Here is a 13,261-nt window from a genome sequence, read left to right on the forward strand (position 1 = left end):
GGTAGGGACGGCGCATGACGAGTGACGACGAAGATTATGTCTATGACGAGACGAGCGGCGAATGGATGTCCGCCGGCGACATTGCCGCTCGCGACGCCGCCGCAGCCGCGGGGCCCGAGGTGCGCGATGCGGTCGGAAATTTGCTTGCCGATGGGGACTCGGTCGTCCTGGTGAAGGACCTCAACGTCAAAGGCGCAGGCCAGACGTTGAAGGTCGGCACGGTGATCAAATCGATCCGGCTGACCGGCGACGATCAGGAAATCGACTGCCGCCACGACGGCATCAAGGGACTCGTGCTGCGCGCCGAGTTTGTAAGGAAGCGCTAGGCACGCCCGGACGGCGGGGTTTCCGAATTCCAGTTGGGCCGCGCGGCATCCATCCCGGCAACGACCTTGTCCCAATAGGCTTCGGTCCGGCCCTGAAATTTCATGTCGAAGCTTTCGACCGTCCGGAATTCGAGCACTTCGACGCCATCGGGCCCGGGCTTGTAAGTGTAAGGCACGTCGCTGCCGACGAAGAAACCATCGCCTGCGCCCAGTTCCTCGGTCCCGAGCTTCAACGAGCCCGCGATGATATAATAGAGACAGTCGGCATTGTGGCTGTGCAGCGGCAGAGCAAAACCGCTTTTGAACCAGGCATAGGTCAGGCTCATATGCGGGAGCGAGAACAACACTTTCGTGATGTTCCCCTCACCCACGCCGGCAGCGACCCAGCGACCGATGCCCGCCTCGACGATCGGGTTCAGTCCCGCGAGCGTCATCTTGTCGGTTTCGTTGAGGTCGGGTGCGTCGGCTCCGCGAAAAACCCGGAACGACGTCGCATCCTTTGCGCGGTCGGCTTCGGCCATCTCTCTCTCCTCGTCCGTTCGTTGCACCGATCATGCCGCAACCGGACAAGGAGAGTCCATCCCGGTCAGATCTTGCGCAAAGTCTCTTTCCGCGGCCCCATATATCCGAACAGATAGGCCGCGACCTTGCGCATCTGGATTTCCTCGGCCCCCTCGGTGATCCGGTAACGGCGGTGGTGGCGATAGATATGCTCGAACGGCTTGTGGCGCGAATAGCCGATCCCGCCATGGACCTGCATCGCGCGGTCGGCAGCTTCGCAGACGAGGCGGTTCGCCCAATAGTTGCACATGCTGACCTTGTCGGAGAGGGTGCGCTCGACCTCCTTGTGCGGGGTGTTGTCCATGTCCCACGCGGTCTTGCGGATCAGCAGGCGCAGCATTTCGGCCTGCGTCGCGAGTTCGACGAGCGGGAACTGGATCGCCTGGTTCTTTGCCAGCGCCTCGCCGAAGGGCTTGCGTTCGCGGGCGTAACGCACGCTTTCCTCGATGCAGAAGACCGCGGCGCCTAGCGAGCTTGCCGCCTGCCGGATGCGGTTCTGGTGGACGAAGCTCTGCGCGATCGACAGCCCGCCGCCCTCGGGTCCCAGCCGTGCGTCGTCGGGCACCCACACATTGGTGAAGGTCATGCGCGGGTGGTCGGTCGGCATGTTGAACGTCCACATATATTCGTCGACCGTCATGCCGGGCGTGCCGGTCGGCACGAGCAGGCACGTGATGCCCTTCGCATCGCCGTCGTTCCCGCCGGTGCGGCAGAAGGTCGCGCAATGCGTCGCGACATGCATGCCGGTGATCCACATCTTGCGGCCGTTGATCAGCCAGCCCTCGACGCCATCGCGCGTCTCGCGCACCGCGCGCGTTTCCATATGTGTCGCGTCCGACCCGTGATCGGGCTCGGTCAGGCCGAACGCGGTGCGGCGCTTGCCCTCGAAGCCCCCGAGGATGAACTCCTGCTTCTGTTCGTCGCTGGTGCCGAACTGCTCGAACATCTCGACGAACGGGAAGTTGCCGACGATGCTGTGCTCGTTCTGCAGGTCGTTGTGGAGGCCGAGGCCCTTCGCCGCGAAATGCTCGCGGATCACCGCCATCCACAGGTTCGATCCGTCCTTGCCGCCATATTTCTTGGGCGCCGAGAAACGCCAATGCCCGCCGGCATCGGCCTTGCGCGTCGCCTGCTTCAGCAACGCTTCCCAATCGTGGCGGGGCAGCCCCTGATTGTCCCAGTTGGTGCGGCTATGCTCGCGGCGATGGTCAAAGAAGCGGATATTGTCGTCCGCCAGTTCGAGCGGCTTGATCTCGGCCTCGATAAAGGCGTCGAGTTCGTCCAGATACGCCTGCAGGTCGGCGGGCATCGCAAAATCCATGTCTCTCTCCCTTTTGTCTTTAGCCGCGCCAGTCGGCGCGCGCCGCGGCGAGCGCGGCATATTTGGGGCTGTCGACCGCGCATTTGTCGAGCGCATCGCGGCGCAGCCTTGCGAGCAGGCCGGGTTCGGCGAGCGTGGTCGTCCCGGCGAGCAGCGCGGCCGCCAGTTCCGCGTCCTCGGCGCGAATGCCCGCATCGAGATCGCGCAGCACGATGCCGAGCGCGTTCATTGCGACCACCGCTTCGAACTTGGCATGGCCTTCGGTGCCCGGCTTGATCGTGTCTTCGATCCAGTCGCGCACCGCCTGTACGATCTCGCGGTTGGTCGGCTCGCCGACGGGTTCGACCGAGGCCGACGTCGCGGACGGCAGCGGCCGCACACGCTCGCCTTCGGGCGCTTCGGTTTCGAGCAGCAGCAACAGGTCGAGTTCCTGCTCGGCCGTGCGCCGGCCGATGACGACGCGCTCGACGGTCGGGTCGGCGCCGTTCCGCCACATTTGCCCCATCTGTAAACAGCCCAGCGCCCACCAGAGCGTGCGATAGACGAGCCAGAAGCGGAACCGGCCGCGATCAACCTTCGCGCCGCCCGCTGCCTCATAGGCCGCAAAATAACCGTCGAGGCTTCCAACCCCGAAGGCCGGCTTGTCCAGCCGGCCAAAGCGCCACACCGTCATGCAACCGAACGCCAGATCCTCATGCGCATCACCGCGGTGCGCGAGCTCCCAGTCGAGTACGGCCGCCAGCCCATCGGCATCGACCATCACATTGCCCATGCGGTAGTCGCCATGAACGAGCACGGGATCGGAAGGCGCGGGCAGATGATCCTCGCACCATTTGATCGCGAGCGCGATTGCCGGCCGGTCGCCACCATAGGACAGGAAGCGCGCCTTCAGCTCTGCAAGCGCTTCGCCCGTGTTCATCAACGGGATCGCATCGGGGATCGCAGCCGGCGGGATGGCATGGATGCGCGCCAGTTCACGCCCCAGATCGGCAAGCAGCGACGGCGGCGGATCGGCGAGTATTTTTGCGGGATTCACCTCGGCGATCACGCGGCGCATCACATAACCGGTCCCCATGCCGTCACCGTCGGCGAGTACGCCCACGACCTCGGGCGCCTTCACCCCGGCGGCATGCGCCGCAATCACCAGCGCGGCCTCGTCGGCATGGCCATAGGGGCGGTCCGCCATATATTCCGCCGACGGCGCACGGCGGAGAACATAGGCGCGGCCAGCCCAATCGAACGCCCAGCTTTCCATATTCGCCCCGCCCGACAGACGCGCGAGCCCGTCCAGGTCGCCGTCCCCGGCGATGCGCGTCATGAAAGCGGAAAGCGTCGTGGCAAGATCGATCATTACTTAATGATGCTAAGGATTTTTGACGGCCGCAAGCCGTAATCGCATCGGGGACCGCGCAATCGCAGGAAATGCCAAATACTGCGGCAACCACGGTATCTCGCGATCACGGTTACCGGCTATCAGTCGATGGCCCCATAAGAGGCATAATCCTCGACATGCGCGTTCGAACGACGAAAGCTGGTGAAGCTCATGCTCGCCGACAGGTCGAGCGCCTCGACCTGGTGCCACCAGCCGACGGGCAGGAAGATCGCCTCGCCGGGGCCGATGATCGTCTCGAGGATCGGCGGTGTGTCGGAATCGCCGGGTCCGGCGGGCAGCGCCTCATTCGCCCAGTCGGAAAAACAATGGCGACTGTTCTTCATGCGATCGAACGCCCACGGCGGCGCCATCCGCACGTGCTTGCGGCCTATCACCTGCACCAGCAGGTTGTTGGTGAGGTCGTGGTGCCACGGGGTCAGCGTCCCCTTGGGCCCGAGCCAGAAAAAGCCGTCGCGTGTCCGGGGTTCGAGCAGCGCGATCGGCGCCATGTCGTCCCACAAGGGCGCCAGCGCCGCAGCGTTGGTGCCGCTGTTATAGGCCGTGAGGTAGATGTCGTTGCTCGCCTCGTCCTTGCGGAGCCAGTCGATCAAGTCTGCGAAGCGGACGAGGCGGCGATGGTCGTCCTTGGCGAGCTCATAATCGGGGCTGCGTTCGCGCTCGACCTGTGCCTCGACGGCCGCATCGCCGACGACGCCGGCGAAATGATCGAGCGACCAGCGCGCCAGCGCGGGCCAGTGATCGATGAGGCCCACGAGCTTCGCCGGCCGGTTCGCTTCATAATGATGGCGATAGAAATGATCGGGATCGACGCCCTCCAGAGTGTCGAGCGCGAAGCCGCCCTCGGCCTCGCGCGCCAGCCGCTCGTGATTGGCGAGCAACCAGCGCTGTTTCGCCATCCGCGCTGCCTGCTTGCGCAGCATCGCCGCCATCGGATCCTTGGCGAGACGGTCGACCTCATATTTGGCAGCGGCGGCCGAGATGCCCGCGGCAACGAGCCGGCTGTGCAGCGCACCATCATCGTCGCCAGCCGCGAGGCCCTCTGCCAACAAAATGCGTTTATCGGACTGCGACATTCAAAAGCTCCTCGGGCCGCTCAACGGCATCGAGATGACAAAAGAATGACAGGCTAGTCGCCCGCCGGCCCTTTGTAATCCGCTCCATAGACCGCGGCGCGAAAATCGCGGTGGAGCGTGCCGTCATAGGGCATCGTCTGGACGAAGAAGACCGCGGTGAGCTTGTTCGCGGGATCGACCCAAAACAGCGTCGAGGCGGCCCCGTCCCAGAAAAATTCGCCCACTGCGCCGCGATTTTCTTCCGCCGCCTGCGGCGGCGACTTGCGCACCGCGAAATCGAAACCGAAACCGACCGCGCCTTTGCCGGGCAGCCAAGCGCGTTCCTTGATCGCGGGATCGAGCTGGTCGGTCGCCATCAGTTTCACTGTCGAAGGTTTCAGGATGCGCGCGCCGTCGAGCTCGCCCTTGTTCAGGAGCATGCGCGCGAAACGCTGATAATCGTCGAGCGTCGAAGCGAGGCCGAAGCCGCCGGGAGTCAGCACATTGTCGCGAAAATTTAGCGTCTGCGCCGCGGCCGCGTCCTGCTGGACGAGCTTGCCGTCCTTCTTCACATTCATCGCCGCGAAGCGCGGCAGCTTCGCATCGGGTTGCCGCCACGCGGTGTCGGTCATCTTCAGCGGTTCGAAGATATGCGCGCGAACATAGCCGGCGAAGGGCTCGCCCGACAGCTTCTCGACCAGCGCCGCCTGCACATCGACCGCGATGCTATATTCCCACTGCGTGCCCGGCTGATAGAGCAGCGGCGCGGTGGCGAGGCGGCGGCTGGCCTCGGCGAGCGGGATCGTCAGCGCGAGCGGATCGGCGGCGACATAGGCGTCGTGCGCGGGCGTCGGCCCCGCACCGTAAACGAAGCCCGCGCTGTGGCGCATTATGTCGCGCACCGTGATCGGCCGTTCGGCGGGCACATAGCGCGGCTGGCCGGCAGCATCCTGGCCCGCATAGACGCGCATATTCGCATATTCGGGCAGATATTTGGAAAGCGGATCGTCGAGGTGGAACTTGCCCGCTTCCCAAAGTTGCATCAGCGCGACCCCGGTCACGGGCTTTGTCATCGAATAGATTTGCGCGATCGTGTCGCGGCGCATCGGGCGCTTCGCTTCGCGGTCGGCCATGCCCGCGGTGCCGAAATAGACCTCGCGCCCGTCCTGCCAGATTAGTACCGATGTCCCGGCAGCACGGCCGTCGGCGATCATTCCCTTGAGCGCCGCATCGATCCGCGCCTTGTCGATTTTCAGTGTTTCAGCGGGCTTGGACTGCGCAAGCAGAGGGGGCGCGAACACCGCCGGCCCCACCCCTGCCATCATCATCGCCAGTGCCAGTCGCTTGCCGCGCATATCGTTTCTCCCCTGTCCCGCCGTTCGCCATGGATCGGGCCCATCACATGAGATCGGACCGGATAGGTCAACCCGAATAGGTCTGCGAGGAGCCTATTCGGTCGCGACGGCTTCCGCCGGGGGAACCTCCGCGGCGGTCAGGCTGCCATTCTGGATCAGCCATTGCGGATAGCCCGCCTGCACCGACGCCATGATGCGGTCGATTGCGGCAGCGACCTGTTCGCCCTCGGCTTCGCGGTCGCGCTGGACGACTATGCGACGCGCCTGAACATCGATCAGCACATGATCGCGCGGCAGCAATTCGCCGACGGTCAGCCCGGACAGGATCGCGCGGCTGTCCTCCTCGCGCTGTTCAAGTGCGGCGATGCGGCGATTGAGCTGTTCTTCGACCTGCACCGCCGCGTTGGTCTGTTGGCGAAGTTGGACGATGTTGACGCGGACCTCGCGGTCGAGTTCGGCACCGATCTTTGCGGCGAGGTGCTTGTCGAGCTGTCCCGCGTAGCGATCGACGAGGACCACGCCGTCGACGGCGACCGCATCGCGTTCCATCCGCACGTTGAGGCTGTCGACGCGGTCGCTTTCACCGAGTAGCGAACGCAGTTCGGCCTGCACGACCGAGCGCGCACGAACCTCACCGGCGAGGCTGTTGAGCGTCAGGGCAAGCGGAATCGAAAGAATGCCGAGCGTCGCAACGATGCCGGCCACCTGCATCGCCGTATGCTGCGGGGTCAGCGACGGGCCGAAATGATTGAGCCGCGCGACGATGGTGGCGGCAAAGGCGATGGCGAGCGTATTCGTCAGGAACAGCAAGGCTGCGCCGACGGCGAAATCGAAGCGGCCGGTGGCAAGGCCGAAGCCAACTGTCGACAGCGGCGGGACGAGCGCGGTCGCGATCGCAACGCCGACCATCACTCCCGACAGCTTGCGCATGATCGCATAGACGCCCGCGATGCCGCCGACGACCGCGACGCCGAGATCAAGCAACGTCGGCTGGGTCCGCGCACGCAGTTCCGGGGTGACGTCGCGGATCGGCGACAGCCAGATGATCAGCATCGCAACGAGGATAGCCACCGCCATCCCGGCGGCGAGCGTCACGAGCGAACGGCGGATCAGATTGCTTTCGAGCGTCGCGAGACCGAAGCCGACGCCCATGATCGGCCCCATCAGCGGCGATACGAGCATCGCGCCGATGACAACCGCGGTCGAGCTCTGCAGCAAGCCGAGCGTCGCGATCATCGCCGCGAGGATGATCAGCAGCAGGAATTTCTTGTCGAGCCGCGCGTCGCGCGCGACGCTCGCCAGAATCAACGAGCGGTCGAGGGCAGCGTCGCCCTCGACCGCTTCGTGATTGTCGTCATTCCGCGTTGCCCGGCGGCCGCCCGCATTGAAGGGGGCATCGCCGATACCGGGCACGCCGGGATGATCGCCGGCCATGATCAGATCTTGCCGGTCAGCTCCGGAACGGCACTGAACAGATCGGCGACAAGGCCGAAGTCGGCGACCTGGAAGATCGGAGCGTCCTCGTCCTTGTTGATCGCGACGATCGTCTTCGAATCCTTCATGCCGGCGAGATGCTGGATCGCGCCCGAGATGCCGATGGCGAAATAGACCTGCGGCGCGACGATCTTGCCGGTCTGGCCGACCTGATAATCGTTGGGGACATAGCCCGCATCGACCGCAGCGCGCGAAGCACCGAGCGCGGCGCCGAGCTTGTCGGCGAGCGGGACGATGACTTCTTCGTACTTCTCGCTCGAACCCAGCGCACGGCCACCCGACACGATGATCTTGGCCGAGGTGAGTTCGGGACGCTCCGACTTGGCGATTTCGGCGCCGACGAAGCTCGAGATGCCGGCATCGCTGCCGGCGCCGACGGCTTCGATGCTGCCCGAACCGCCCGAGGTCGCGGCCTTGTCGAACGCGGTGCCGCGAACGGTGAGGACCAGCTTCGCATCCGATGATTCGACGGTCGCGATCGCGTTGCCGGCGTAGATCGGACGGGTGAAGGTCTTCGGACCCTCGACCGACAGGATTTCCGAAATCTGCATCACGTCGAGCAGCGCGGCGACGCGCGGCGCAATATTCTTGCCGGTGGTCGTCGCGGGCGCGAGGAACGCGTCGTGCGAGCCCATCAGGTCGGCGATCAGCGGCGCGATATTTTCGGGAAGATTGTGACCGAAAGCGGCGTTGTCGGCGACATGCACCTTACCGACGCCAGCGATGCCGGCGGCTTCCTTGGCAACCGCATCGACGCCGCTACCGGCGACGAGCAGGTGGACTTCGCCGAGCTTCGAGGCGGCGGTGACCACCGCGAGCGTGGCGTCCTTGACGGCGCTGCCGTCATGTTCGACCCAAACCAGAGTTTTCATGAGTGCACTCCCATCGCCTTCAGCTTGGCAACCAGTTCATCGACGTCAGCGACCTTGATGCCGGCCGAGCGGGCGGCGGGTTCGCTGACCTTGACCACCTTCACGCGCGGTGCGGTGTCGACGCCGTAATCGGCGGGGGTCTTGGTATCGAGCGGCTTCGACTTTGCCTTCATGATGTTCGGCAGCGACGCATAGCGCGGCTCGTTCAAGCGAAGGTCGGTGGTGACGATCGCGGGGAGCTTGAGCTTCACCGTTTCGAGACCGCCATCGACTTCGCGCGTCACGTTGACGCTGTCGCCGTCGACGTTGACCGCGCTGGCAAAGGTGCCCTGCGCCCAGCCGGTCAGCGCCGCGAGCATCTGGCCGGTCTGGTTGTTGTCGTCGTCGATCGCCTGCTTGCCGAGGATCACGAGACCCGGCTGTTCGGCGTCGGCGATCGCCTTGAAGATCTTGGCGAGTGCGAGCGGTTCGACCGCATCATCGGTCTGGACGAGGATCGCGCGGTCGGCACCCATCGCGAGCGCGGTGCGCAGCGTTTCCTGCGCCTTCGCCGGGCCGACGCTGACTGCCACGACCTCGGTCGCGACGCCTTTTTCCTTGAGGCGGATCGCTTCTTCGACCCCGATCTCGTCGAACGGGTTCATCGACATCTTCACGTTGGCCAGGTCAACGCCCGTGCCGTCGGCCTTCACCCGCGGCTTTACGTTGTAATCGAGCACCCGCTTTACGGGGACGAGGATTTTCATAGCTTCGACAGCTCCTCTCGAAAAATTGTGCACTGCGCCATAATTGGCGTTTACGTAAACGTCAACTAGCAGTCCCTACTCCTCCCTCGCAGGTGCGAGGGAGGGGTGGATTATCACGCCGCCTTGTTCACCTCGGCTACGATTTTCTTTGCCGCATCGCCGAGATCGTTGGCCGCAACGATCGGCAGGCCCGAATTGGCGAGGATGTCCTTGCCCTCCTGGACGTTGGTGCCTTCGAGGCGAACGACGAGCGGAACCGAGAGGTTCACTTCCTTCGCCGCGGCGACGATACCGTCGGCGATGATGTCGCACTTCATGATGCCGCCGAAGATATTGACGAGGATGCCCTTCACGGCGGGGTCCTTGAGGATGATCTTGAACGCCGCGGTGACCTTTTCCTTCGAAGCGCCGCCGCCGACGTCGAGGAAGTTCGCCGGGAACTCACCGTTCAGCTTGATGATGTCCATCGTCGCCATCGCGAGGCCGGCGCCGTTCACCATGCAGCCGATGTTGCCGTCGAGCTTGATGTAGGCGAGGTCATATTCCGACGCTTCGACTTCGGCCGGGTCTTCTTCGGTCAGGTCGCGCAGTTCGGCGATATCCTTGTGGCGGAACATCGCGTTGCCGTCGAAGCCGAGCTTGGCGTCGAGAACCAGCAGTTCGTCGCCGTTCGCGCCTTCGCAGACGGCGAGCGGGTTGATCTCGATCTGCTCGGCATCGGTCGCGAGGAAGGCGTTGTAGAGGCCGGCGAGGACCTTCGAAGCCTGCTTGGCGAGATCGCCCGACAGTTCGAGCGCGGCAGCGACACTGCGGCCGTGGTGCGGCTGCAGGCCCGTCGCGGGGTCGATGGTGATCGTGTGGATCTTGTCGGGCGTGTTGTGCGCGACGGTTTCGATGTCCATCCCGCCTTCGGTCGAGGCGACGACCGCGATGCGGCTGGTGGCGCGGTCGACGAGCAGCGCGAGGTAGAATTCCTGCTTAATGTCGGCGCCGTCGGTGATGTAGAGGCGGTTGACCTGTTTGCCGGCTTCGCCGGTCTGGATCGTCACCAGCGTGTTGCCGAGCATATCCTTGGCATGCGCTTCGACTTCCTCGAGCGTCTTGGCGAGGCGGACACCGCCCTTTGCGTCGGGGCCGAGTTCCTTGAACTTGCCCTTGCCGCGGCCGCCCGCATGAATCTGCGACTTCACGACATAGAGCGGCCCGGGGAGCTGCTTCGCGGCTGCAACAGCCTCTTCGACGCTCATCGCCGCAATGCCCTTGGGGATCGCGACGCCAAATTTCGCGAGCAGTTCTTTCGCCTGATATTCGTGGATGTTCATGGGGTCTGCCGGGCCTTTCGACTCTGGAGCGGGGAGAAGTTTGGCGCCGCATAAGCACAAGTTCGCGCGCAAGGCTACCCCCGGGGTCCGCAGATATGCTTGCGCGCCGCAAAGGCTTTCGGCCAGCCGGTCCGTCTTCGGGATGACGGCCCCGACCCGAGCTGATAATCGGGCGACGCCGGAGAACGGGATGAGGGAGCCGAAGATGCAGATAAAGCTTGTTGTTTTGGCGCTTATGGCATTCGCCGGCCCCTGTGCCGCGGCGGCGCAAACCAACCAGGCACTCGAGGTCAGGGTCGCCGAAGCGCCCGATATCGTGCGCATAGGCGCCACCGATCAGCTCGTTTACGAACTGCATCTGACCAATTTTTCGAGCCTTCCGCTGCGGCTGGACCAGCTTGTCGTGAAAGCCGGCGAGAAGGGAACGCCGACCAAAACCTATGCCGCCGACGAGTTGGCCAAAGCGATCGGCCTCGTCGGCCCGGTCGAGGCCGATCCCCGGATCATTCCGCCGGGCCGCCGGGCAGTCCTCTACATCAATGCCCCCCTCGCAGCCGGCGTGGCGCGCGGCGCGATTTCGCACGAGCTGAAACTCACCAAGATCGGAGCCGATGGCGCCAGCTTCACGATTTCGGGCGGCGCGACGTCACCGGAGGTCGCCGCCCTGCCCCGCCTGTCGGCCCCTCTGCGCGGCGGGCCGTGGGTCGCGGTGTACGACCCCGGCATGGAGCGCGGCCATAGGCGGGTCTTCTATGCGACCGAAGGGTCGGCAACCCTACCCGGCCGTTTCGCCATTGACTTCATGAAGGTCGACACGGGCGGAAAGCTGTCGGCGGGGGACGCCAATCTTCCGGCGAACTATTATGGTTTCGGCGCCGAGGTGCTCGCGGTTGCCGACGGCACCGTCATCGCCGTACGCGACGATGTCCCCGACCCGACGATGCGGTCCGGACGGACGAATCCCTCGATCGCCGATGCGAGCGGCAATTATCTCATGCTCGATATCGGCGACGGACGGATCGCGACTTATGAGCATCTGAAACAGGGCGCGCCGGTCAAGGTGGGAGATCGTGTCAAGGCCGGACAGCTTGTCGGCTTCCTCGGCTTCACCGGACAGGCGAGCGCGCCGCACCTGCACTTTCACCTCGCCGACCACGCATCGATCCTCGGCGCAGAGGGCCAGCCCTATGTCTTCGCTTCGCTCACGCGGCTGGGGCAATATGGAGCGATCGGCGATTTCTTCCGGGGCGAGCCATGGCCACCCACCGATCGCTCCGAAACGGTACGGGACAGCTTTCCGCCGCCCAATCTCGTCGTACGCTTTCCGGGCGATTGATGCGTTAGCGCAGCGCGCAGAGCGCCGCCGAGCTGGTTGATACCGTCAGTATCTCAGGATCCTTGAGCGCGCGGACCTTGTGCAGGAACTGCGCGAGCGACAGGTCGGTGATCTGCTTGTCCTTGAGGCTGCCGAGCGCCGACAGGCGCCGGAGCTGGACCAGCGAGAGCCGGTCGACCATGCGTTCGGCCATGCACGCCGACATCGCCTTCGACAGGCCGGCGTTGTTCAGCCCGGTGCGCAGCCGCGCCTCGGGGGTCGCACAGCCGGCAAGCGCGAGCGACAGCACCACCAGCGGCAGGGCAGCAAATTTCATCGTCGATTACCTTCCGTGATATTCGGCAACGGCGGAGGAGACCGACTGCATCAGCGCCATTCGCGCCGGGATGCCAGCGGTGGTGCTGCCCATCATTACGACGATCGCATAGCGAGTGCCGTCGGGCGCCGTGGCGATACCGATGTCGTTATAGCCGGCGGTCATGCCGCCCAGATTCTGACCCGTGCCGGTCTTGTGCATGAATTGCCAGCCCGGCGGCAGCCCGGCCTTGAGGCGTCGGGGCCCACTCTTGGTCCGGCTCATCACGCCTTGCAGATATTCGGTCGATTCGGGCGATAGCAGGGTACCGCGCGCCAATCGCGTGAGCGCGCTCGCGATCGCTGCGGGGCTCGCTCCATCGACGGGATTGGCGAGATAATTGTTCATCGCGGTCTGGCGCGTCGCAGCAGGCAACGCGGCGCGTGCGGCCTCGAAATTGCGGCCGATCGAATAGCTTTGCTGCCAGGTGAGCCCAGCGGTTCCCGCCTGCAATAGCCGCTCGCCGGGGCCGAAGCGGATCGAACCGAGGTCCTTTTTGGCAACGAAGGCGCGCACGGCGCTCGGGCCGCCGACGGTGCGCAGCAGGCTGTCGTTCGCAAGATTGTCGCTATGCGTGATCGCTGTCTCGATCAGGTCGCGGACGCTCATCGTCACCGAACCCTCGGCCCGCACGCGCGCGGCGAGCGGCTGGTGAAAGACCACCAAATCTTCGGGGCCGATGCGGACGCGTTGGTCCATCGTCATCCGACCCTGATCGACCGCGTCGAGTACCGCCAGCGTGACCCATAGCTTCGACACGCTCTGTTGTGGGAACAGGTCGCCGCCGCGCTGCGACAGCGCCCATTCGCCGTCGATGCGCTGCACCGCAATGCCCGTCTTGCCCGGGAAGGCGCGCCACAATTCAAAGATACGGTCATTGAGTCCGGCGGGCGCGCGGCGGAAGCCGGGGTCCAGCGGCCCCGCGGGCCGCGGCATCGTCGAGCGCACCGGTTGGCCGATCGGCACACTGACCGAACCGGCGGGCCCGCGCACCGCTGCCTTGGGCTGCGCGGCGGGCTGCGTACGCGGCTGCGGAACGATCGCGGCGCTGCTGACACAACCCGCAAGCACCGCGGCGCCCATCGTCACGGCGAGGAGCGGCCGGCCGGAAAACTTAACCTTCATTCA

13 protein-coding genes are annotated in these 13,261 nt (G+C 64.9%); 2 read left to right on the forward strand and 11 right to left on the reverse strand.

Going from position 1 to position 13,261, the window contains the following annotated elements:
- Positions 1-14: 14 nt before the first annotated feature.
- The gene (locus tag GGC65_RS10590) at positions 15-326 is read left to right on the forward strand and encodes an alkylphosphonate utilization protein (protein ID WP_192647125.1); all 312 of its coding nucleotides are present in this window, start codon (positions 15-17) and stop codon (positions 324-326) included.
- Here the strand turns inward: GGC65_RS10590 and GGC65_RS10595 are convergent.
- The 9 genes from GGC65_RS10595 to sucC all read right to left on the reverse strand — a co-directional run bounded on the left by GGC65_RS10595 (position 323) and on the right by sucC (position 10,442).
- Positions 323-847 carry a cupin domain-containing protein gene (locus GGC65_RS10595; RefSeq protein ID WP_192647126.1) on the reverse strand — a complete coding sequence of 175 codons (525 nt, stop codon included), beginning with the start codon at positions 845-847 and terminating at the stop codon, positions 323-325. The two genes, GGC65_RS10590 and GGC65_RS10595, sit on opposite strands and share 4 nt — an antisense overlap.
- 65 nt (positions 848-912) lie before the next feature.
- Positions 913-2,208: an acyl-CoA dehydrogenase family protein gene (locus GGC65_RS10600; protein ID WP_192647127.1), complete on the reverse strand. Its 1,296-nt coding sequence runs from the start codon at positions 2,206-2,208 to the stop codon at positions 913-915.
- Positions 2,209-2,227: 19 nt separating this feature from the next.
- Positions 2,228-3,559 (reverse strand): phosphotransferase, encoded by a 1,332-nt coding sequence (locus GGC65_RS10605; RefSeq protein WP_192647128.1) that lies wholly within the window; start codon positions 3,557-3,559, stop codon positions 2,228-2,230.
- 122 nt (positions 3,560-3,681) lie between these two features.
- A complete protein-coding gene (locus tag GGC65_RS10610) occupies positions 3,682-4,674 on the reverse strand; it encodes a cupin-like domain-containing protein (RefSeq protein ID WP_192647129.1) in 993 nt (330 codons plus the stop codon).
- Positions 4,675-4,727: 53 nt separating this feature from the next.
- The gene (locus tag GGC65_RS10615; RefSeq protein WP_225940769.1) at positions 4,728-6,008 is read right to left on the reverse strand and encodes a serine hydrolase domain-containing protein; all 1,281 of its coding nucleotides are present in this window, start codon (positions 6,006-6,008) and stop codon (positions 4,728-4,730) included.
- Between the two features lie 93 nt (positions 6,009-6,101).
- The gene (locus tag GGC65_RS10620; RefSeq protein ID WP_192647130.1) at positions 6,102-7,442 is read right to left on the reverse strand and encodes a DUF389 domain-containing protein; all 1,341 of its coding nucleotides are present in this window, start codon (positions 7,440-7,442) and stop codon (positions 6,102-6,104) included.
- A 2-nt stretch (positions 7,443-7,444) separates the two neighbouring features.
- Positions 7,445-8,374: an electron transfer flavoprotein subunit alpha/FixB family protein gene (locus GGC65_RS10625; protein ID WP_192647131.1), complete on the reverse strand. Its 930-nt coding sequence runs from the start codon at positions 8,372-8,374 to the stop codon at positions 7,445-7,447.
- Positions 8,371-9,120, reverse strand: coding sequence for an electron transfer flavoprotein subunit beta/FixA family protein (locus GGC65_RS10630; protein ID WP_192647132.1), 750 nt, complete (start codon positions 9,118-9,120; stop codon positions 8,371-8,373). The genes GGC65_RS10625 and GGC65_RS10630 overlap by 4 nt, the downstream gene beginning before the upstream one ends.
- 113 nt (positions 9,121-9,233) lie before the next feature.
- Positions 9,234-10,442, reverse strand: a complete 1,209-nt coding sequence (gene sucC, locus GGC65_RS10635; protein ID WP_192647133.1) for an ADP-forming succinate--CoA ligase subunit beta — start codon at positions 10,440-10,442, stop codon at positions 9,234-9,236.
- A gap of 205 nt (positions 10,443-10,647) precedes the next feature.
- On the opposite strand from sucC, the gene GGC65_RS23725 reads away from it, so the two are divergent.
- Positions 10,648-11,778 carry a M23 family metallopeptidase gene (locus GGC65_RS23725; protein ID WP_192647134.1) on the forward strand — a complete coding sequence of 377 codons (1,131 nt, stop codon included), beginning with the start codon at positions 10,648-10,650 and terminating at the stop codon, positions 11,776-11,778.
- A 4-nt stretch (positions 11,779-11,782) separates the two neighbouring features.
- On the opposite strand, the gene GGC65_RS10645 is transcribed toward GGC65_RS23725, so the two are convergent.
- Both GGC65_RS10645 and GGC65_RS10650 read right to left on the reverse strand, forming a co-directional pair.
- Positions 11,783-12,094 (reverse strand): hypothetical protein, encoded by a 312-nt coding sequence (locus GGC65_RS10645; RefSeq protein WP_192647135.1) that lies wholly within the window; start codon positions 12,092-12,094, stop codon positions 11,783-11,785.
- Between the two features lie 6 nt (positions 12,095-12,100).
- Entirely contained in the window at positions 12,101-13,258 is a 1,158-nt protein-coding gene (locus GGC65_RS10650) for a serine hydrolase (protein WP_192647136.1), read from the reverse strand.
- Between the last annotated feature and the right edge of the window lie 3 nt (positions 13,259-13,261).

The sequence above is a fragment of the Sphingopyxis sp. OAS728 genome, assembly GCF_014873485.1.
GTDB lineage: Bacteria > Pseudomonadota > Alphaproteobacteria > Sphingomonadales > Sphingomonadaceae > Sphingopyxis.